This is a genomic window from Burkholderia sp. Ac-20349 (assembly GCF_017104865.1).
In the GTDB taxonomy this organism is placed as follows: Bacteria; Pseudomonadota; Gammaproteobacteria; order Burkholderiales; family Burkholderiaceae; genus Burkholderia; species Burkholderia aenigmatica.
In genome coordinates this window covers 169,712-189,452 of the sequence record NZ_JAAGPM010000001.1, presented here as the reverse complement: position 1 = coordinate 189,452, position 19,741 = coordinate 169,712, and the positions used below count along the sequence as shown (strand labels likewise).

Sequence of the window (19,741 nt, the reverse complement as noted above, 5' to 3'; positions counted from 1 at the left end):
TGCGGCCCGCCGGGTTGGGCCGGCGAGTGCTCCCGGGCCGGGCGGTTACCGGTCGGCGGTGTGCGGCCCGGGGGAGCGGGCCGCGCGCAGGCCGGTGCGAAACCGGCCGGTCAGGCCACGAGCTTGCGGCGATGGCGCCAGAGGCTCGCGACGACGGCGATCAGGATCGCGGCGAAGCCGATCAGCGACCAGCCGGGCAGCAGGATGCCGAAGATCGGCGGATAGACGGTCTCGCACAGCCCGGCAACCTTGAACATGCCGGGGAACCACTGCGCGGGCGGCAGGCTGTCGACGATCGGCTGCAGCGTGTCGAAGCCGCAGCTGAAGCCCGGATTCATCTGGATCGACAGATGCCGGGCGGCCGTGCCGACACCGCCGGCCGCGGCGATCGCGATCAGCAGCTCGAGCACCCAGACGCCGCGCCAGTTGCGGATCCCGGCGGCCAGGAACGCGAAGATCCCGATCGCGCAGAAGAAGTAGCGCTGGATGATGCACAGCGGGCACGGATCTTCGTTCTTCACGTACTGCAGGTAAAGCGCACCGGCCAGCAGGGCGATGCACACCCATCCGAGCAGCATCAGCAGGCGGCGTTCGCGGCGGATGGCGAGCGTGTAGTCGTTCATGTCGGCGGGGTTCCTCGTGGGTCGGTCCGGAAAACAATCGCGCGATTTTAGCGCGAACGGTCTGGCACGAAACTGACAGCGCGCGTGCGGCAACCTGCCGCACCGCGCGCGCTGTCCGCCGGCGGTCGATTGGCTGCGGTCAGCGGATCGTGTTCAGCACGGCCTCGACCGCCTGGCCGATCGCGAGCAGCGCGTCGTCGCGATGCGGTGCGGCCGCGAGCATCAGCCCGACCGGCGCGGCATCGCGCGGATGGCAGGGCAGCGACAGCGCGCACGCGTCGAGGAAGTTGAACGCGCTCGGGTTGCGCAGGATCAGCGCGTTGGTGCGCGTGAACGCGGCGTCGTCCGCTTCGAGTTCGGCGATGCGCGGCGGCACGACCGGCACCGTCGGCGAGACGAGCGCATCGAAGCGCGACCAGACCGTGTGCGCGGCTTCGTCGAGCATCGCCGTGCGCGCGGCGAGCAGGTCGAGATAGTCGGCCGCGCTCGCGGGTTCGCCCTTCAGGATCCGCGTGAGCACGCGCGGGTCGTACTGGTCGCGGTGCTTGTCGAGCAGCGGGCGATGCCACGCATAGGCCTCGATCGGCGAGAAGCCGAAGCGGTTGATGTCCGGCAGCCGGTCGAGCGCCGGGAAGCGCACTTCCGTGACGATCGCGCCGGCGGCTTCGAGATGCTTGAGCGCGGCGTCGAGCGCGGCTGCGACGTCGGCATCGACGCCATCGGTCACGTAGTTCGTCAGCACGCCGAGCCGCACGCCTTCGAGCGGCCGGGCGGCCGGCACGTGCGGTTCGAGGCCCGCGAGCATTCGGTCGACGAGCGCGCAGCAGGCGACCGTCAGGCCGATCGGGCCGAACGAGTCGAGCGTCGTCGACAGCGGCACGCCGCCTTGCGTCGGGATCCGGCTCGCGGTCGGCTTGAAGCCCGTCAGCCCGCACAGTGCGGCCGGAATGCGGATCGAGCCGCCCGTATCGGTGCCGAGCGCGACCGCGGCCATCCCGTCGGCGACCGATGCGGCCGCGCCGGACGACGAGCCGCCGGAAATCCGCGCGTCGCCCGGCACGTCGCGGTGGTACGGCGAGCGCGGATGGCCGAAGTGCGGATTCAGTCCGAGCCCCGAGAACGCGAACTCGCTCATGTTGGTGCGGCCGACCAGCACCGCGCCCGCCCGCTTGAGCCGCGCGACGGCGACCGCATCGGTTTGTGCGGCCGGTGCGCCGTCGAGCACGCGCGAACCGGCGCGCGTCACCTGGCCGGCAACGTCGAACAGGTCCTTGACCGACACGGGAATGCCCGCGAGCGGCGACAGCACGGTGCCCGCGGCGCGCAGCCGGTCGTGCGCGTCGGCGGCTGCGCGCGCGTTGTCGGCATCGACTTCGGTGAAGACGACCGCGCCCTGGCCCGACGGATCGGCGATCCGGTCGAGCGCGGTGTCGACGAGCGCGCGGCTCGTGGTCCGGCCGGCGGCGAGGTCGGCGGCGAGCTGGGCGAGCGGGGGGAAGGGCGTGAAAGTGGTCATGGCGGCTCAGGGACGGAGATGTTGAAGAAGCGTGGAGCGGAACGAATCGATATGGCTTTCGACGGCTTCGCGCGCGCCGGCGGCGTCGCGCGCGGACAGCCGATCGAACAGTTCGCGATGCTCGTGCTGGACGTCGGCGAGATGATGAGGTTCGGACAGCGTGACGAACCAGAAGCGCAGCGAGCGCTCGTGCAGCGCGCGCAGGATCTCGGCGAGGACCGCATTGCGCGCAGCCGCGGCGATCGCCTGGTGGAACGCGCGGTCGAGTTCCATCATGCCCTCGACGTCGTGCGTGTCGACGCAGGCCTGTCCGTCGTCGAGCAGCGCGGCCAGGCGGGCGAGATCGTCGGGCGTGGCATGGCGCGCGGCGAGTTCCGCGCAGTGCGCCTCGTTGATGCGCCGCACGTCGATCACCGCGACGATGTCGTCGAGCGACAGCGGCTGCACCATCAATCCCTTGCGCGGCATCACGGACAGCAGCCCTTCGAGCACGAGCCGATGGACGGCCTGATGCACCGGCGTGCGGCCGATCCCGGTGCGGGCGACGAGGTCGGCTTCGTTGAGGGCGGCGCCGGGCTTCAGGCGCATCGTGATGATGTCGCGCTGGATCAGCGCGTACGCGCGGTCGGCGAGGCTGGCCGCCGGTGCGGCGGGCCGGTCGCGGGTGACGTCGGTCAGGGCATTCATGCGGGAGGCGGCGCGGTGGCCGGGCGGGGCGCGATCATGGCGCGGGAGACCGGGAAGCGTGAGCGATGTCTGGATATTATTGTGATATATCACTGGTGTCCAGTACCGACCACGTGGCATTGGCGTCACGCGCACGTGAACGGGGACGCGCCCCGGCGCGGTTTGCCGCCAACTTGCAACAATATCGACAGGATGTTGCAGGTTTGCCGCTCGATCGTGCGCTGAAGCATAATGAATCCTCGTTTATCCATACGCGTGAGCGACGTACCAGACCATCGTCATGAACGAAAACACGCCTTCCCCGGCCGGTCTGCCCGGCACCTCCTCCGTTTCTTCCGATTCTCCCCGTACCGATCCGGCGAAAGCGCCCGATGCGCCGGCCGCCCAGGCCGCCGCGCAGCACGTCGCTGCGGACGGCGCGTCGCCGGTGACGGCTGCGTCCGAGCCGGGTGCGCCCGGTGCCAAGGGTGCCGCCATCGATGGCGCTGCCGCTGCCGCGCCGCCGAAGCATGGCACGCCACCGCCGGGGTTCGGTGCGCAACCCGACTTCGACACGCCGCGCCCGCCGCCCGCGAGCGCGCAGAATGCGCCGCCGGCTTATCTGAAGCAGAGCGACACGCCGTGGTCGGTGTTCGGCCGGATCGTGGCGGCGCGTGCGCGCCGGCTGTTCGACCGTGCCGGCCAGCGCATCACGCAGCGCACGCTGCGCATCGGCGTGTCGGCGCGGATCTTCCATCCGGAACCGGGTGCGAAGGGGCTGCGCGGCAAGACGCTGCAGTATCTTGAGGAATCGATCGCCCACTGGGTGATGTCGCGTGACGTGCTCGTGTTCATGATTCCGACCGTCGGCCACCAGGGCATGATTCACCCGAGCAACATCCGCCTGCGCGATTACGCGAAGCATCTCGACGGCCTGCTGCTGCAGGGTGGCGCGGACGTATCCCCGCAAACCTACGCCGCATCCGACGCTCGCCCTGAATGGCCGGGCGATCGCGTGCGCGACATGTACGAACTCGAGCTGCTGCACGAGTTCGTCGAGTCCGGCAAACCCGTCCTCGGCGTGTGCCGCGGCTGCCAGTTGATCAACGTCGCGTTCGGCGGCTCGCTGTATCAGGACATCGCCACCGATGTGCCGACCGCGAATGCGCACGTGAGCGAGCATTACGACCAGCATCGTCACGCGATCCGCTTCCCGGATTCGTCGACGCTCGCGAGCATGTTCCCCGGGCGCAGCGAAGCGATCGTCAACTCGATCCACCATCAGGCGATTCGCGATCTCGGCCGCGATCTGAACATCGAGGCCGTGTCGGCCGGCGACGGGATCATCGAAGGCATTCGCCATCGGCGCTCACCATTCGTCGTCGGCGTGCAGTGGCACCCCGAGTTCCATCGGGCCGGCGGTTCGGAGCTGCTCGACTGCACGCCGCTGCTCGATGCGTTCCTGCGCGCGGCGCGTGAAACCCGCCTGTAGCAAGCGACATTCTCCGCGTCGCAAGAGGACCGGCCGCATCCCGATAAATTCGAGATGCGGCCGTTTCGTTTTGAACGATAATCGCGAGTCCCGATTCGTTCGCCGGAGTCCGACGTTGGCTTTCCGAAATTTTTCCCCTGCACGATGCGCAACGTGGATCGTTGCGCTGGCTGCCTGCGCACAAGCGGGCACGGCCTGGTCCGCCGATGCGACCGCGCCCGCCGCCGGCACGCGTCCGGCGGTCACGAGCCTGCGCGGCGACGTGGCGGCAACCAGCGTGGCTGCGGCGGATGCGTCCGCGCAAGGCAACGTCGCCGAGCTGACGCAGATGCTGCACGATGGCCGGATCGTCGAGATGCGCACGACCTACAACGGCAGCTACGGCGCGAGCCTGATGTTCGATCCGCGCGAGATGACGTACTACGTCGCGCTGTTCCAGGACAAGCACCTGTGGCGCGTGATCCGGTCGCAAGAGAAGAGCCGTGCGGAGATGGTGTACGCGAACTTCGTTCAGCAGACCGTACAACTTGCCGATATCGAGATCCGCCGGACCGAGCTGGAGGCGCAGAAGGCGTTTCTCGAGCGCGTGATCGCGCTGCAGGCGAATCGTGCGCAGCAGTTGCAGGCCGACCTGAGCGTTGCGCGCAGCCAGCAGGCCGAAGTTGCGCAGCGGCAGCGGTCGGCGCAGGAGCAGACACAGGCGCTGCAGGTCGAGAAGCGGGCCGCGCAGCTGCAGCTGCGTGATCTGCAGGAGCAGGTGCGACAGCTCGAGAAGCAGACCGAGACGGGGCTGCCCGCGCACAAGTAACGATTCGTCAGACGGACGCAGAGAGACGAGCAAAACCCGGCGAAGCGAGCTTCGCCGGGTTTTTTTATGACGCGGCCGTCAGCGCGTGAACGCGTCCGGTGTATCGGTCAGGCGGCGATGGGACAGTTGCGTCGTCCAGTCGAAATTGACTGGAGGGAGCGTGCGTTGCGCGGACTGGCTGCGCAGCGCGCCTGCCATCGCAATCAGCGTGAGCGGATCGTCGAGCGTGCCGCGTGAATTGGCGATGGCGCGCGGCGCGGTTGCGAGCCGATCGCGTGCCCTGGTGTCGACCGTGTTGCGCCGGATCGGCGGATGCGCAGCCAGCCGCGGCATGGTCGCTGGCCGGGCCGGTGCCGCCGTCGCACGCTTGCCGTTTGAACGAGGCAGCGATGCAGTGGTCGTGTGCGGCACGCTGGACGTTGCCCTCGGACGAAGCGACGCCGGACGACGCGTGACGGGGGGCGAGGCCGGCGGTGATGCGGCCGTTGTCGCGACGGGCTCGGCCATCTTGTGCTGCGGTGGCGCGCTCGTCGACGGACGCGTCTGAACCGTGGCGATCCGCACGGTGCCGGACGACGACGTAGCGTGATCCGGTACGCCGCTTGCCGTTTGGATCTCGTAGGCAGGCCCGGATTCCACGGGCGGTTCATGTGCGGCAATCAGCCAGCCGATGATGCCGAGCGCGCCGATGCTCCAGCAGATCGCGTACCGTGCACGCCGGTCGCGAAAACCGCCGGCGGTATGGCGGGAATGCCGATCCGCAGCGGCAGGCAGTACAACCGACGATCCGACGTGAGTCGGGGCCGACGCGGCGACGGGCAGCGGCTGCCAGTGGCACGTGCGGTGCGGTCGGTCTACGTCGATGCAGGACGTCGTCAGTGTCGCGACACAGTGCTTGCCGGGCTGCGCGCCGGGTGCGTCGCGAAAGATCCAGTCGCGGCCGAACGACGGCACGCGATCGAGCGGAGCGACGCGTGGCAGGGCGAGCACGCCTGCAACGGGGACGAGGTGCGATGGGGTCATAGGGCGGTGCGCCACGCGACACGGGCAACCGTGCCGGTGCGGCGCGGAACTGTCGTTGCAAATCGAGACATTGTGGTCAGCCGGCGAAGGCCGGTCGATCAGATCAATCCGATTTTTGCTTCCGTTTCGGGACGACTCGTACTAGGAGAACTCTGAGAAGGCAACGGCAGGGGCGACACAAGGCAAATGTCGGGTTGACGTGGCATGATGCGCGAACCATGCCGGTGCGCGCGTCGCTGCGCGGCGCGCCGCCGGCGGGCAGCGATGTCCGTGCGCGCCGGCCCGGCGCTGCGTGCGTCGTCGGATCCATGCGGCGCGGATTCGCGCCATCCGAGCTGAGCGAGAAACCCATGTCAACCGCGTCACACGCCATCGCGCAGGAATCGAAATTCCGCACCGTGTTCCGAGTCGTCAGCGGCAACTTCCTGGAAATGTACGACTTCATGGTCTACGGCTATTACGCGTCGGCCATCGCCAAAACCTACTTTCCGAGCGGCAATGCATTCGCGTCGCTGATGCTGTCGCTGTCGGTGTTCGGCGCGGGCTTCCTGATGCGGCCGGTCGGCGCGATCGTGCTCGGTGCGTACATCGACCACCATGGCCGCCGCAAGGGGCTGATCCTGACGCTCGGGCTGATGGCGCTCGGCACGCTCACGGTGGCCGCGATACCCGGCTATGCGACGATCGGCGTGCTCGCGCCTGCGCTCGTGCTGCTCGGCCGGCTGCTGCAGGGCTTTTCGGCGGGCGTCGAACTCGGCGGCGTGTCGGTCTATCTGTCCGAGATCGCGACGAAGGGGCACAAGGGGTTCTATACGTCGTGGCAGTCGGGCAGCCAGCAGGTGGCCGTCGTGTTCGCCGCGTTCGTGGGCGTGCTGCTGAACCGCCTGCTGCCGGCCGAGGAGATGACCGCGTGGGGCTGGCGCATTCCGTTCCTGATCGGCTGCCTGATCGTGCCGTTCCTGTTCCTGATCCGTCGTTCGCTGAAGGAGACCGACGAGTTCCTCGCGAAGCGTCATCGTCCGACGATGGGCGAGATCATGCGTTCGATGCTCGACAACTGGGGCGTCGTGGTTGCAGGCATGGGGATGGTGATCATGACGACGGTGTCGTTCTACATGATCACCGCCTATACGCCGACGTTCGGCAAGGAAGTGCTGCACCTGTCGTCGCTCGACGCACTCGTCGTGACCGTCTGCGTGGGGATCTCCAATCTCGTCTGGCTGCCGCTGTCCGGTGCGTTGTCCGACCGCATCGGGCGCCGCCCGGTGCTGATCACGTTCACCGTGCTGACGCTGCTGTCGGCGTACCCGGCTGTGCTGTGGCTCGTCGGCGATCCGTCGTTCCTGCGGCTGCTCGCGGTCGAGCTGTGGCTGTCGTTCCTGTACGCGTCGTATAACGGGGCGATGGTCGTCGCGCTGACCGAAGTGATGCCGGCCGACGTGCGCACGGCCGGTTTCTCGCTCGCATACAGCCTGGCGACGACGATCGGCGGTTTCACGCCCGCGATCTCGACGCTGCTGATTCATCAGACCGGGAACAAGGCGGCGCCGGGGCTGTGGTTGAGCGTCGCCGCGATTTGCGGGCTGGTCGCGACGCTCGTGCTGTATCGCACGCCAGAGGCGCGCAACCAGTACAAGGCGGCCTGAGCGCCACCCGTCCATCGCGCGGCGCCGGTCGCACGCATCGCATTGAAAAAGGGAGCGCGCCGCGCTCCCTTTTTTCGTCTGCGTTCAGGCTTCGCGCAGCATGCCGGCAACTGCGGCCGCCACGTCGAGCCATTGTCCAGGCGCGGGCTGGCGGGCGAGCCGGGCCTGCGGATACCACGGGCAGTCGTCGCCAGTGAACCAGCGCCAGTCCGGCGCGAACGGCAGCATGACCCACAGCGGCTTGCCGAGCGCGCCGGCGAGGTGCGCGACTGCCGTATCGATCGTGACGACGCCGTCGAGCCGCTCGACCAGCGCAGCCGTGTCGGCAAAGTCGTTCAGCCGGCCGTCGAGCCGATGCACGCGTGGATGCGCGTCGACGCGCGCGCGTTCGTCGTCGTCGAGCGCGGGCTGCAGCACGATCCAGTCGATGTCCGGCAGCGCGAGCAGCGGTGCAAGCGCGTCGAACGGCATCGAGCGGTTTTCCTGCGCCTGCCGGCGCCCCGACCACGCGAGGCCGAACTTGCGTTTCGACTGCCCGCCGAGCGAGCCGCGAAAGCGCCTGCCGGTGCCGTCGGGGGCATCGAGGTAGCGCGAGCCCGCGACGATGTCCTCCTCCGTCTGAAGCCCGAGCAGGAACGGCAGGCTCATCAGCGTGCATGCGATATCCGCGGCAGGCGCTTTCGCGCTGCCCTGTGCGACGAGCGTTACGCGCCAGCGCGACGCGGCCGGCGCCAGCAACGTCACGAGTTCCGGCTGGACTTCGAGCACGACGCGCGCGCAGCGCGCGCGCGCGAGCGGCACGAAGCGGACGAACTGCAGCGTGTCGCCGAAGCCCTGTTCCGCACGAATCAGCAGCGTGCGCGACGCAATCGGCTCGCCCTGCCAGCGCGGCAGCGTGCCGAGCGGCGTCGCGCCCGGCGTGTCATGGCGCGCTTCATAGGCAGGCAGACCGCGCGTGAAGTCGCCGAGCGTGAGCAGGGTGACCGCACGGTGCAGCCGGGCCAGCGTGAGATCGGGCGCGACGCGCAGCGCCTGGTCGAATGCGCGCAGCGCCATCTCGTGCGCACCGAGCGCGTGATGTGCGTTGCCGAGGTTCAGCCAGGCCAGGCTGAATGATGGATCGAGACCGACGGCACGCTCGTAGTAGGGCAGCGCGTCGCGGTGGCGGGCCTGCGCGCTCAGTGCGTTCGCGAGCCCGAACAGCGCGAGCGGAAACGGCGGATGCAGCGCGAGCGCGGCTTCGAACGCGGCGGCTGCCTCGGCATGCCGGCCGACCGCATCGAGCGTGTTGCCGAGATTGAAGTGCGCGGCGACGAAGCGCGGCTGCGCGGCGATCGCGGCCTGGAAGTGCGCGATCGCGTCGTCGGCGCGGCCCATCGCGTTCAGCGCCATCGCGAGGTTGTTGTGCGCCCCCGCATGCCCGGGCCGCAGCTCGAGCGCGCGATGGAACGCGGCGAGCGCGTCGTCGTGGCGGCCGAGCGCGTTCAGCGCGTTGCCGAGATTGTTGTGGATCGACGCATCGTCGGGCGTGAGCCGGAGCGCGCGGCCGAATGCATCGATCGCATCGTCGTGGCGCTGCAGTGCCGCATACGCGTTGCCGAGGTTGTAGTGCGCAAGCGGAAATTCGGGCGCGAGCGTCAGCGCATTGCGAAAGCGGTCGACCGCTTCGTCGAGCCGGCCGAGCGCCTTCAGCGCGTTGCCGAGATTGAGCTGCAGCGCGGCATCGTCCGGACGCAGCGCGACGGCGCGGCCGACGAGATCGGCCGCCTCTGCGTGCTGGCCCTGCTGGTGCCGCAGCACGCCGAACAGATGCAGCGCGTCGGCGTCGGCGGGATTGGAGGCGAGCGCGTTGCGATAGCCGTGCTCGGCCTCGGCGAGGCGGCCCGCGCGGTGTGCGGCATACGCCCGTTCGAATGCGGAATCCATGACGCGAAAACTGACGGAAAGCGCGTATTTTCCCACACCGCGCGGCGGTGCCGCTCGTTTGCCGATCGGCATATGGCCCCGTCACCGGGAGCGGCGTAGACTTGCAGGATCGCGTGTCATCGAGGTTCTCATGGCTGACACACTGCCCGATATCCGGCCCGTGCTGATCGTCGGCGCGGGTCCGACCGGCCTTGCCGCGGCGATGAGCCTCGCGCGAGCCCGCGTGCCGGTGCGCATCATCGATCGGCTCGCCGCGCCTGCGCCGCACTCGCGCGCGATCGGCATCCAGGCGCGCACGCTCGAACTGCTGGAGCAGCATCGCGCGGTCGAGCCGTTTCTCGCGCTCGGCCATCGCGCGCATGCGGCCGCGCTGCATGCCGACGGCCGCGTGATCGCGCGGCTCGATTTCGATCCGCTGCAAACGCGTTATCCATACCTGCTGTTTCTCGACCAGGCCGTCACCGAGCGCCTGCTCGCCGAGCACCTGGCCCGGCTCGGCGTGACGGTCGAGCGCGGCACGACGCTGACCGCGTGCGACGCGGGCGGCGCGTCGCTCGACGTGTCGATCCGCCGCGCTGACGGCCGCGACGAATCGTTCGCCCCGTCATACCTGATCGCGGCCGATGGCGCGCACAGCACGGTCAGACATCTGCTCGGCCTGGGCTTCACCGGGCATGCGTTCGAACAGACTTTCCTGCTGGCCGATTTCGCGGCGATACCCGACTGGCCGGACGAGGAGATCCACCTGTTCACGACGCCCGAGGGTATCGCCGGCCTGTTTCCGATGGGCGGCGGCCGTTACCGGCTCGTGGCCGACCGGCCGCCCGGCAGCGACGCGTCGCCCGATGCGCCGACCCCGTCGCTCGCGGAATGCGATGCGATCGTGCGTGCCCGTGCCGGTGCGTCGATTTCGCCGAGCGATCTCGCGTGGTCGTCCTATTTTCACCTGCACAGCCGGATGATCGACCGGCTGCGTCACGGCCGCGTGTTTTTCGCGGGCGACGCCGCGCACGTGCACAGCCCGGCTGGCGCGCAGGGCATGAACACCGGTATCCAGGAAGCCTTCAATCTCGGCTGGAAGCTCGCGCGCGTGCTCGGCGCGGGCACGCCCGAGCGGCTGCTCGACACGTATCACGCGGAACGTCATCCGATCGAGCGCGACGTGTTGCGGCAGACCGGGTTCGTCACGCAGATCGTCGAAGCCGAGCGCGGCGCGATGAAGCTGCTGCGCGATCACGTCGTGCCGGTGCTGGCTTCGTTCGGGCCGATGCGCGATGCGGTACGGCGCACGGTCAGCGAACTCGGCGTGCAGTACCGGAAGAGTCCGCTCACGCTCGAGCGCGTGCTCGACGGCGGGCCGCGCGCGGGTGAGCGGGCACCCGACGCACGCGTGCGCGTGCTCGACGGGCCGCTCGGCCAGGCGCCCGGAACGGCGCGGCTATACGACCTGCACGATCCGGCGAGCTTCACGTTGCTGCTGCTGGAAGAGCCGGCGAACGCCGACGCCGGCACGGTGCCGCCGATACCGGCCGATGCGCAGGCGCTCGTGCAGGGGCTCGAACGGATCATGCCGGATGCGGTGCGATTCTGGCGCGTCACCGATGCCGAAGGCGGTGATGGCGCGCTTGTGCAGGAATACGGCCGCTCTCGGCCGTCGTTTTACCTGCTTCGGCCCGACGGTTATGTCGCCGCGCGGGGACGCACGGCGACCGACGCGAACGCGCTGCTGCGCCACTGCGAAAGCTGGTTCGCGGGCATGTCGCGATCCGCGTAGCGGTGCGGTCAGGCGCTCGCCGCGGCAGGCACGAGCGACGCGCGATGCACGGCAATCGCATCGCGCACGATCGGCGCCGCGCGTTGCGCGGCCTCGCCCGACGGGTCGTCGAGCGCCGCCAGGAACGCACGGCGCATCCGCGGTTCCCAGAAGCGCCGGATGTGGTCGGCGATGCCGGTCAGCGCTTCGTCGCGATCGGGCATCGATTCGAAGAATGCGCCGATCTGGTTCGCCATGTCGATCAGGTGTCGGTGGTCCATCGTGTCCTCACTTGCCTGTCGTCACGGTTGCGGTCGCGGCTGCGCGGCGCTCGAGCAGGTCGAGCTGTTCCGCGTTGAAGCGCGCGTACGCCTGCTGCCAGTCGGACGGTTGCGCGACAGGCAGCACCTGTACGGCCGTCACCTTGTACTCGGGGCAGTTCGTCGCCCAGTCCGAGCTGTCCGTCGTGATCACGTTCGCGCCCGATTCGGGGAAGTGGAACGTCGTGTACACGACACCCGGCTGCATGCGTTCGGTCACGAGCGCGCGCAGTACCGTCTGCCCCGCACGTGATTCGATACCGACCCAGTCGCCGCTGCGGATGCCGCGATCCTGCGCGTCGTGCGGATGGATCTCGAGGCGGTCCTCCTCGTGCCACTGCACGTTCTCGGTGCGGCGGGTCTGCGCGCCGACGTTGTACTGCGACAGGATGCGGCCCGTCGTCAGAATCAGCGGATAGCGCTGCGTGACCTTCTCCGGCGACGCAATGAACTGCGTGATCACGAACTTGCCCTTGCCGCGCACGAATGCGTCGATGTGCATCGTCGGCGTGCCTTCCGGCGCATGCTCGTTGCACGGCCACTGGATGCTGCCGAGCGCGTCGAGCTTCGCGTACGACACGCCCGAGAAGGTCGGCGTGAGCCGCGCGATTTCGTCCATGATGTCCGACGGATGCGCATAGTCCATCTCGTAGCCGAGCGCGCGCGACAGCATCAGCGTGACTTCCCAGTCCGCGTAGCCCGCGAGCGGCGGCATCACCTTGCGCACGCGCGAGATGCGGCGTTCCGCGTTCGTGAACGTGCCGTCCTTCTCGAGGAACGACGAGCCGGGCAGCAGCACATGCGCGTACTTCGCGGTCTCGTTCAGGAAGATGTCCTGCACGACGATGCATTCCATCGCCGACAGTGCGGCTGCGACGTGCTGCGTATTCGGGTCCGACTGGACGATGTCCTCGCCCTGGCAGTAAAGCCCCTTGAAGCTGCCGTCGAGCGCCGCGTCGAACATGTTCGGGATGCGCAGCCCCGGCTCCGGTTGCAGTTTCGCCGACCACGCTGCCTCGAACTGCGTGCGCACGATCTCGTCGCCGATGTGCCGGTAGCCGGGCAGCTCGTGCGGGAACGAGCCCATGTCGCACGAGCCCTGCACGTTGTTCTGGCCGCGCAGCGGATTGACGCCGACGCCTTCGCGGCCGATGTTGCCGGTCGCCATCGCCAGGTTCGCGATGCCCATCACCGTGGTCGAGCCCTGCGCGTGTTCGGTCACGCCCAGCCCGTAATAGATCGCGGCATTGCCGCCCGTCGCATAGAGGCGCGCGGCTTCGCGTACCCGCTCGGCCGGCACGCCCGTCACGTCGGCGGTCGCTTCGGGCGAGTTGTCGGCACGCGACACGAAGTCGCGCCATTGCTCGAATGCGCGCGTCTCGCAGCGCTCTGCGACGAACGCGTCGGCGACGAGCCCTTCGGTGACGATCACGTGCGCGAGCGCGTTGACGATCGCGACGTTGGTGCCGGGGCGCAGTTGCAGGTGGTGGGTGGCCTTCACGTGCGGGCCGTCGACGACGTCGATGCGGCGCGGGTCGATCACGATCAGCTTCGCGCCTTCACGCACGCGCCGCTTCAGCCGCGAGCCGAACACCGGGTGGCCGTCGGTGGGGTTTGCGCCCATCACGACGATCACGTCGGCCTGGCCGACCGACGCGAACGTCTGCGTGCCGGCCGATTCGCCGAGCGTCGTCTTGAGGCCATAGCCCGTCGGCGAGTGGCACACGCGTGCGCAGGTGTCGACGTTGTTGTTGCCGAATGCTGCGCGCACCAGCTTCTGCACGAGGTAGGTTTCCTCGTTCGTGCAACGCGACGACGTGATGCCGCCGATCGAGTCGCGGCCGTACTTCTGCTGCAGCTTGCGGAATTGCGTTGCCGCATAGGTGAGCGCTTCGTCCCAGCTGACTTCGCGCCACGGGTCGGTGATCTTCTCGCGGATCATCGGCTTCGTGATGCGGTCCTTGTGCGTGGCATAGCCCCACGCGAAGCGTCCCTTCACGCACGCGTGGCCCTCGTTCGCGAGGCCGTTCTTGTGCGGCGTCATGCGCACGACCTGCGTGCCCTTCATCTCGGCCTTGAACGAGCAGCCGACGCCGCAGTACGCGCAGGTCGTGACGACCGAGTGTTCGGCCTGGCCGAGTTGCACGACGGATTTTTCCTGCAGCGTCGCGGTCGGGCACGCGGCGACGCACGCGCCGCACGACACGCACTCCGATGCCATGAACGATTCGCTTTCGCCCGCGGCGACGCGCGATTCGAAGCCGCGTGCGGCGATCGTCAGTGCGAACGTGCCCTGCGTTTCCTCGCAGGCGCGCACGCAGCGGTTGCAGACGATGCATTTCGACGGGTCGTACGTGAAGTACGGATTCGACTCGTCCTTTTTGTCGCGCAGATGATTCGCGCCGTCGAAGCCGTAACGTACCTCGCGCAGCCCGACGACGCCTGCCATGTCCTGCAGTTCGCAGTCGCCGTTGGCGGGGCAGGTGAGGCAATCGAGCGGATGGTCGGAGATGTACAGCTCCATCACGTTGCGACGCAGCGACTGCAGGCGGTCCGATTGCGTGCGCACCTTCATGCCCGCTTCGGCAGGCGTCGTGCACGACGCCGGATAACCGCGCCGGCCTTCGATTTCGACGAGGCACAGCCGGCACGAGCCGAACGGTTCGAGCGAATCGGTCGCACAGAGCTTCGGGACGTTGACGCCGGCTTCGATCGCCGCGCGCATCACCGACGTGCCGGCCGGCACCGTGACCGGCTGGCCGTCGATTTCGAGCGTGACGTCGGTATCGGCATGCCGTTGCGGCGTGCCGTAGTCGGTATCGTCGAACGGGTCGCTGGCACGCGCCTGCGCGGCGCTCTTGCACGCGCATTGGCCCGAGCCGCAGCCGCCTTGGCGGACGTTGTTCGTGTCGAGGGACATGCAGGGCTCCTTCTGGGTCAGGCCGCAGCCTTGACCGGACCCGCCGCGGCATCCTTGCCGGCGGCGAGCCCGAAATCTTCGGGGAAATGGTCGAGCGCGGACAGCACCGGATACGGCGTCATGCCGCCCATCGCGCACAGCGAACCGGCCAGCATCGTGTCGCACAGGTCGCGCAGCAGCGTGACCTGCCGCTCCGACGTGTCGCCGTGGCGGATGCGCGCGATCGTCTCGACGCCGCGCGTCGAACCGATCCGGCACGGCGTGCACTTGCCGCACGATTCGATCGCGCAGAACTTCATCGCGTATTCGGCGAGTTCGGCGAGGTTCGACGTGTCGTCGTGCAGCACGATGCCGCCGTGGCCGACGACCGCACCGATCGCCGTATACGCTTCGTAGTCGAGCGGCACGTCCCACTGGTGATCGGGCAGGTAGGTGCCGAGCGGGCCGCCGACCTGGGCAGCGCGCGCGGGCCGGCCGCTTGCCGTGCCGCCGCCGAAGTCGAACAGCAGCTCGCGCAGCGTCACGCCGAACGCGAGCTCGACGAGGCCGCCGTGGCGGATGTTGCCCGCGAGCTGGAACGGCAGCGTGCCGCGCGAGCGGCCCATCCCGTAGTCGCGATAGAACGCCGCGCCGCGCGCGAAGATCACGGGCGCCGTCGCGAGCGTGATCACGTTGTTGATGACGGTCGGCTGGCCGTACAGGCCGGCGAGCGCGGGCAGCGGCGGTTTCGCACGCACGACGCCGCGCTTGCCTTCGAGCGATTCGAGCAGCGCCGTTTCCTCGCCGCACACGTACGAGCCCGCGCCTTTCGCGACGTGCAGCTCGAACGCATGCGCGGAGCCGAGCACGTGCGCGCCGAGCCAGCCGGCTTCGCGTGCGCGGACGATCGCGGCTTCGAGCGTGGCGATCGCGTGCGGGTATTCGCTGCGCACGTAGATGTAGCCGACCGTTGCGCCCGTCGCGATCCCCGCGATGATCATCCCTTCGATCAGGCAGTACGGATCGCATTCCATGATCAGGCGATCGGAGAAGGTGCCCGAGTCGCCTTCGTCCGCGTTGCAGACGATGTATTTCTGCCGGGCGCTCGCCTGCCGGACCGTGCGCCACTTGATGCCGGCCGGGAACGCTGCACCACCGCGGCCGCGCAGCCCCGATTCGATCAGCGTTTCGCACGCGGCATCGCCGTCGAGCGCAAGTGCGTTCTTCAGGCCGGCGAGGCCTTCGTATTGCAGGTAGTCGTCGATCGACAGCGGATCGGTCAGGCCGATGCGCGCGAACGTGAGGCGTTGCTGGCGCGCGAGATAGGGCAATGCGTCGACGAGGCCGACGCCGCTCGGATGCCCGCCGCCGTCGAGCCAGCCGGCATCGAACAGCGCCGGCACGTCGGCGGCCGACAGGTTTGCGTAGCCGACGCGGCCGGCGGCCGTGCCGACCTCGACGAGCGGTTCGAGCCACAGCAGCCCGCGCGAGCCGTTGCGGATCAGTTCGATCGCAACACCGCGCCGCTCGGCTTCCGCGACGATCGCGGCCGCGAGCGAGTCGGCGCCGAGCGCCAGCGCGGACGAATCGCGCGGGACGTAGATGCGGGTCGTCGTCATGCGGCCTCCGGAGCGTGGGCGACCGCGTCGGCCAGCAGCGCGTCGAATTTCTCCGGCGTGACCTTCGCATGCAGCACGCCGTTGACCGTCAGCGACGGCGATTGTGCGCACAGCCCGAGGCAGTACACCGATTCGAGGGCGACTTCACCGGGCGCATGCGCATCCGCGGCGGCGTCGTGCGCCGCGTCGAACCGGCACCCCGTGCGCGCTTCCGCATGCGCGGCGAGCGATTCGCAGCCCATGCTGCGGCACGCTTCGGCGCGGCACATCTGGATCGTCACGCGCGCGGGCGGCGCGGTGCGGAAGTGGTGGTAGTAAGTCAGGACGCCGTGCACTTCCGCGCGCGACAGGTTAAGCGCCTTCGCGAGCGGCGCAACGCAGCCCGGCGGCACGTAGCCCGCGTCGTCCTGGATCGCGTGCAGGATCGCGACCAGCGACTGGCCGGCGCGCGCGTGGCGCTCGACGAGCGCGTCGGGCGCGTGGGAGTTCGGGGACATCGGTTATGCTCCTCCAAAGTCTCATATGCGCCTGGACTTCATATAGTGCGCATTGCGGCTTCGTTCTGATTGATTTTGACCAACGATAAGCGGAAGCTTTTACGGTCGCAATAGGAAATCGGAGTGCATAATTGATTCGAATCGAATGCGACGCGTATCTGACCGTACGCGACACGGAAGGTCGCGCCGCCAGCCTGTCGGATGTCGCGCCGCTGCTGGAACTCGTGGCCGACACGGGCAGCATTGCGCAGGCCGCGCAAGCGAAAGGGCTGTCCTACCGGCACGCGTGGGGTATGCTGCGCGCGCTGGAGGCGTGCATCGGCGGGGAACTGATCGAAACCGCGCGCGGCAAGGGCTCGACGCTGTCGGCGCTCGGGCAGGCGGTCGTCGATGCGCAGCGCCTCGCGCGCAGCCGGCTCGACGGGAACCTGCGCACGCTGGCGGCCGAAGTGGCGAGCGACCTGAATCGTCGGCTCGCGCAGCGTGATGGCGCCGTACGCATCCACGCGTCGCACGGCTACGCGGTCGCGACGCTCGTATCGGCGCTCGTCGATGCGCAGGCGGCTGTCGACATCAAGTACCGCGAGAGTGTCGAGGCCGTGCAGGCGCTTGCCCGCGGCGAGTGCGACCTGGCCGGCTTCCATCTGCCGCGTGGCGCGTTTCGCGCGCAGTGCGCACAGATCTACCGGCCGTGGCTCGACGATACGCGCCATGTGCTGATCCACCTGACACGGCGCCAGCAGGGGCTGTTCGTTCCTCGCGGCAACCCGAAGCAGGTTCGCGGGCTCGCGGATCTCGCGCGCAATGACATCCGCTTCGTCAACCGCCAGCCGGGGTCCGGCACGCGCATGCTGCTGGATCTCGCGCTGCGCGCGATCGGCATCGATCCCGAGCGCATCGACGGCTATGCGTCGGCCGAACTCACGCATTCAGCGATCGCGGCATTCGTCGCGAGCGGGATGGCCGATCTCGGCTTCGGCGTCGAGCCTGCCGCCCATCATTTCGGTCTCGATTTCATCCCGGTCGTCGACGAGGACTATTACTTCGCGTGCGAACGCGCGCAGCTCGACGCGCGGCCGCTTGCCGGCGTACTGGCGCTGCTGCGCGACGTGCGTTTCATCGAGCGCGTCGCGCATCTCGACGGCTACGATCCGGCCGCGTGCGGATCGCTGACGAGCATCGTGGCGGGGCTGGCCGGCGGCAAGGGCGCGGGCTTGCCGGACGGCAATTCCCGGTAACGCGGGCGCGATCGAACCGCGATGCAGCAGTGGGGGATTTGCGCTACGCTTGCCGCTTGATCAACGTTCCAACAAGCACGCCGTTCAAGCGTCATCCCGCCATGAAATTTTCCGTTCCCCTCGCCGCGGCAGCGTTGACCGCGGGGCTGCTGGTCACTGTTTCGCCGTTTGCGCTCGCGCAGAATTCTCCTGGTGTGCCCGGCGGTATCCTGAGCGAACAGTTTCGCTTGAACGAACATCCGCAGATGCCTTTCGCGGCGTCGGCGCCGTCGCAGAAATACCAGAGCGGCAAGAAGTCGGCCTTGCGTCGCAAGGGCGACTTGGGCGATCCGAGCGGCTGCAACCTGAAGTGTCCGATGGATAGCCGGTAACACGGCGGACGGTTGCGCCCGCACGGCGGTCATGTTGCACCGGTTCGCTGGCGCGCGTTGCGCCTGTGCACCGGCCTGACCGGCTGACCGGCAACTGCAGGATCCCGTACACATCCGATTCTGTCCGAGCCCCGCGAGGCGTTGCCGCTTCGCGGGGCTTTTTGCTTTCCGGCGAATCTTCATGCGATTCGATGTCGGGCGATGTCCGCGTGTGCGCATCGCTGGCCTGGCGGTGAGTCTAGGGTTAACCCGTAAATCAGGAAGGATGTCTTCCTGAAACCTGCCTTATTCTTAAGCATCCGCCTACATAAACTTCGGGTTGTCAGCGATGAACAAGGTGTTCACCGCGAACACAGACAAATCTGGAGGTAGGTCATCATGAAGTCGCTCGTTCAAGCTGTTGTCGTTGCTGCCGCTCTCGTTGCCCCGGTCGTGTCGTTCGCCCAGTCGGGTTCGACGATCACCCGCGCACAGGTTCGCGCTGAACTGGTCCAGCTGCAGCAGGCAGGTTACAACACCGCTCGCGGCGAAGATCCGCATTACCCGGAAGCGATCCAGACTGCAACGGCGCGTGTTGCAGAGCAGCAGCGCGCTGCGCTGGCGCAGGCGCAAGGCGCCGACGCCAGCGGTTACGGTGCGCAGGCGCAGGGCGCGTCGGCATCGGGTTCGCGTGCAATGGGCGTGCGCCCGGCCACCGCTGAAGAAATGAAGTCGCTGTACCGCGGCAGCTAAGCCGCGTATCGCCCGGTGCCGCAGCACCCGGGCTGGCCGCTGCCGGGCGCGATCGATGATTGCGCGGGCGCGGCAGGACATCCGTCACCTCCTGTCGCCGGAAGTCCGGCGGCATTCCGCCCGGCCCATCCGTGGCTGGGCGCTTTTTCGGCAGGAGAGGGACGCATGCGTTTCGCCGGCAACAAAAAACCCCGCGGACTTGCGTCATGCGGGGTTCGTGCGGCGAACGCGGAATTTGGTGGAGGCGGCGGGAATCGAACCCGCGTCCAGAAGCGCTCTACGACTAGTTCTACATGTTTAGTTCAGTCATTTGATTTAACCGCAGCGACGCGGACGAACACGCTGCACTACGGCGATTCGCTAGGTTTTCGACCCTGGCGTCGCGACGCCGACAGGGCTTAACTGACGTAAATGACCTCTGGCGGTATTGCTACCGGTCTTGCGACACTAGCCCGTCAGTGAACTAGGCAGAGGACGGCGGCCCTTAGGCTGCCAGTGCGAACGTATCGTCGTTTGCAGTTACGATTTTCCCATTGATTAACGAGGTGACGGGTCCTCGACATGCCCTAGCCGCTTCACAACCCCTGTCGAAACCAGGTCGCCCCCGCGGAT

The 19,741-nt window shown here is 68.2% G+C and carries 16 protein-coding genes and 1 other RNA gene; 7 read left to right on the top strand and 10 right to left on the bottom strand.

Annotation, left to right across the window (positions count from 1 at the left end):
* Positions 1–110: 110 nt before the first annotated feature.
* The 3 genes from G3N61_RS00915 to G3N61_RS00905 form a co-directional block, all read right to left on the bottom strand.
* Positions 111–623 (bottom strand): disulfide bond formation protein B, encoded by a 513-nt coding sequence (locus G3N61_RS00915; protein ID WP_043181818.1) that lies wholly within the window; start codon positions 621–623, stop codon positions 111–113.
* Between the two features lie 139 nt (positions 624–762).
* On the bottom strand, positions 763–2,139 hold the full coding sequence (locus G3N61_RS00910) for an amidase (RefSeq protein WP_205821114.1): 1,377 nt from the start codon (positions 2,137–2,139) through the stop codon (positions 763–765).
* 6 nt (positions 2,140–2,145) lie between these two features.
* Positions 2,146–2,826 (bottom strand): GntR family transcriptional regulator, encoded by a 681-nt coding sequence (locus tag G3N61_RS00905; protein WP_205821113.1) that lies wholly within the window; start codon positions 2,824–2,826, stop codon positions 2,146–2,148.
* Positions 2,827–3,106: 280 nt separating this feature from the next.
* On the opposite strand from G3N61_RS00905, the gene G3N61_RS00900 reads away from it, so the two are divergent.
* Both G3N61_RS00900 and G3N61_RS00895 read left to right on the top strand, forming a co-directional pair.
* A complete protein-coding gene (locus G3N61_RS00900) occupies positions 3,107–4,297 on the top strand; it encodes a type 1 glutamine amidotransferase (protein ID WP_043181825.1) in 1,191 nt (396 codons plus the stop codon).
* Positions 4,298–4,412: 115 nt separating this feature from the next.
* On the top strand, positions 4,413–5,105 hold the full coding sequence (locus G3N61_RS00895; protein ID WP_205821112.1) for a DUF2968 domain-containing protein: 693 nt from the start codon (positions 4,413–4,415) through the stop codon (positions 5,103–5,105).
* A gap of 78 nt (positions 5,106–5,183) precedes the next feature.
* Here the strand turns inward: G3N61_RS00895 and G3N61_RS00890 are convergent, their stop codons facing one another.
* Positions 5,184–6,128 (bottom strand): hypothetical protein, encoded by a 945-nt coding sequence (locus G3N61_RS00890; RefSeq protein WP_205821111.1) that lies wholly within the window; start codon positions 6,126–6,128, stop codon positions 5,184–5,186.
* 350 nt (positions 6,129–6,478) lie between these two features.
* Here G3N61_RS00890 and G3N61_RS00885 point away from each other — a divergent pair, with 350 nt between their 5' ends.
* A complete protein-coding gene (locus G3N61_RS00885) occupies positions 6,479–7,774 on the top strand; it encodes an MFS transporter (protein WP_205821110.1) in 1,296 nt (431 codons plus the stop codon).
* 84 nt (positions 7,775–7,858) lie between these two features.
* Here the strand turns inward: G3N61_RS00885 and G3N61_RS00880 are convergent, their stop codons facing one another.
* Positions 7,859–9,772, bottom strand: coding sequence for a tetratricopeptide repeat protein (locus G3N61_RS00880; RefSeq protein ID WP_205821109.1), 1,914 nt, complete (start codon positions 9,770–9,772; stop codon positions 7,859–7,861).
* Between the two features lie 58 nt (positions 9,773–9,830).
* On the opposite strand from G3N61_RS00880, the gene G3N61_RS00875 reads away from it, so the two are divergent.
* Positions 9,831–11,474, top strand: coding sequence for an FAD-dependent monooxygenase (locus tag G3N61_RS00875; RefSeq protein ID WP_205821108.1), 1,644 nt, complete (start codon positions 9,831–9,833; stop codon positions 11,472–11,474).
* An 8-nt stretch (positions 11,475–11,482) separates the two neighbouring features.
* On the opposite strand, the gene G3N61_RS00870 is transcribed toward G3N61_RS00875, so the two are convergent.
* Genes G3N61_RS00870 through G3N61_RS00855 form a run of 4 tightly spaced genes read right to left on the bottom strand, consistent with a single transcriptional unit; the run spans position 11,483 to position 16,788 of the window.
* On the bottom strand, positions 11,483–11,734 hold the full coding sequence (locus G3N61_RS00870; RefSeq protein ID WP_043181836.1) for a formate dehydrogenase subunit delta: 252 nt from the start codon (positions 11,732–11,734) through the stop codon (positions 11,483–11,485).
* A 7-nt stretch (positions 11,735–11,741) separates the two neighbouring features.
* Positions 11,742–14,693: a formate dehydrogenase subunit alpha gene (gene fdhF / locus G3N61_RS00865; RefSeq protein WP_089450126.1), complete on the bottom strand. Its 2,952-nt coding sequence runs from the start codon at positions 14,691–14,693 to the stop codon at positions 11,742–11,744.
* A gap of 17 nt (positions 14,694–14,710) precedes the next feature.
* Complete coding sequence (locus G3N61_RS00860) at positions 14,711–16,291, bottom strand: formate dehydrogenase beta subunit (protein WP_205821107.1); 1,581 nt, start codon at positions 16,289–16,291, stop codon at positions 14,711–14,713.
* On the bottom strand, positions 16,288–16,788 hold the full coding sequence (locus G3N61_RS00855) for an NAD(P)H-dependent oxidoreductase subunit E (protein ID WP_043181841.1): 501 nt from the start codon (positions 16,786–16,788) through the stop codon (positions 16,288–16,290). Before G3N61_RS00855 ends, G3N61_RS00860 begins: the two co-directional genes overlap by 4 nt.
* Positions 16,789–16,919: 131 nt before the next feature.
* Between G3N61_RS00855 and G3N61_RS00850 the strand changes: the two genes are divergently transcribed.
* The 3 genes from G3N61_RS00850 to G3N61_RS00840 all read left to right on the top strand — a co-directional run bounded on the left by G3N61_RS00850 (position 16,920) and on the right by G3N61_RS00840 (position 19,129).
* The gene (locus G3N61_RS00850; protein ID WP_089450128.1) at positions 16,920–18,026 is read left to right on the top strand and encodes a substrate-binding domain-containing protein; all 1,107 of its coding nucleotides are present in this window, start codon (positions 16,920–16,922) and stop codon (positions 18,024–18,026) included.
* A gap of 101 nt (positions 18,027–18,127) precedes the next feature.
* On the top strand, positions 18,128–18,397 hold the full coding sequence (locus tag G3N61_RS00845) for a hypothetical protein (RefSeq protein WP_043181843.1): 270 nt from the start codon (positions 18,128–18,130) through the stop codon (positions 18,395–18,397).
* Positions 18,398–18,775: 378 nt separating this feature from the next.
* Positions 18,776–19,129: a DUF4148 domain-containing protein gene (locus G3N61_RS00840; RefSeq protein ID WP_205821106.1), complete on the top strand. Its 354-nt coding sequence runs from the start codon at positions 18,776–18,778 to the stop codon at positions 19,127–19,129.
* A 236-nt stretch (positions 19,130–19,365) separates the two neighbouring features.
* Here the strand turns inward: G3N61_RS00840 and ssrA are convergent.
* Positions 19,366–19,735: a transfer-messenger RNA gene (gene ssrA, locus G3N61_RS00835) on the bottom strand.
* Positions 19,736–19,741 lie beyond the last annotated feature (6 nt).

What these genes read in the sequence shown, in the direction of transcription:
- G3N61_RS00845 (WP_043181843.1), top strand. Translation starts at nt 18,128, where the DNA reads ATGAAATTTTCCGTTCCCCTCGCCGCGGCAGCGTTGACCGCGGGGCTG.
- G3N61_RS00900 (WP_043181825.1), top strand. Translation starts at nt 3,107, where the DNA reads ATGAACGAAAACACGCCTTCCCCGGCCGGTCTGCCCGGCACCTCCTCC.
- G3N61_RS00915 (WP_043181818.1), bottom strand. Translation starts at nt 623, where the DNA reads ATGAACGACTACACGCTCGCCATCCGCCGCGAACGCCGCCTGCTGATG.
- G3N61_RS00855 (WP_043181841.1), bottom strand. Translation starts at nt 16,788, where the DNA reads ATGTCCCCGAACTCCCACGCGCCCGACGCGCTCGTCGAGCGCCACGCG.
- fdhF (WP_089450126.1), bottom strand. Translation starts at nt 14,693, where the DNA reads ATGTCCCTCGACACGAACAACGTCCGCCAAGGCGGCTGCGGCTCGGGC.
- G3N61_RS00885 (WP_205821110.1), top strand. Translation starts at nt 6,479, where the DNA reads ATGTCAACCGCGTCACACGCCATCGCGCAGGAATCGAAATTCCGCACC.
- G3N61_RS00860 (WP_205821107.1), bottom strand. Translation starts at nt 16,291, where the DNA reads ATGACGACGACCCGCATCTACGTCCCGCGCGATTCGTCCGCGCTGGCG.
- G3N61_RS00880 (WP_205821109.1), bottom strand. Translation starts at nt 9,772, where the DNA reads ATGCCGATCGGCAAACGAGCGGCACCGCCGCGCGGTGTGGGAAAATAC.
- G3N61_RS00870 (WP_043181836.1), bottom strand. Translation starts at nt 11,734, where the DNA reads ATGGACCACCGACACCTGATCGACATGGCGAACCAGATCGGCGCATTC.
- G3N61_RS00905 (WP_205821113.1), bottom strand. Translation starts at nt 2,826, where the DNA reads ATGAATGCCCTGACCGACGTCACCCGCGACCGGCCCGCCGCACCGGCG.
- G3N61_RS00840 (WP_205821106.1), top strand. Translation starts at nt 18,776, where the DNA reads ATGAAGTCGCTCGTTCAAGCTGTTGTCGTTGCTGCCGCTCTCGTTGCC.
- G3N61_RS00910 (WP_205821114.1), bottom strand. Translation starts at nt 2,139, where the DNA reads ATGACCACTTTCACGCCCTTCCCCCCGCTCGCCCAGCTCGCCGCCGAC.
- G3N61_RS00890 (WP_205821111.1), bottom strand. Translation starts at nt 6,128, where the DNA reads ATGACCCCATCGCACCTCGTCCCCGTTGCAGGCGTGCTCGCCCTGCCA.
- G3N61_RS00875 (WP_205821108.1), top strand. Translation starts at nt 9,831, where the DNA reads ATGGCTGACACACTGCCCGATATCCGGCCCGTGCTGATCGTCGGCGCG.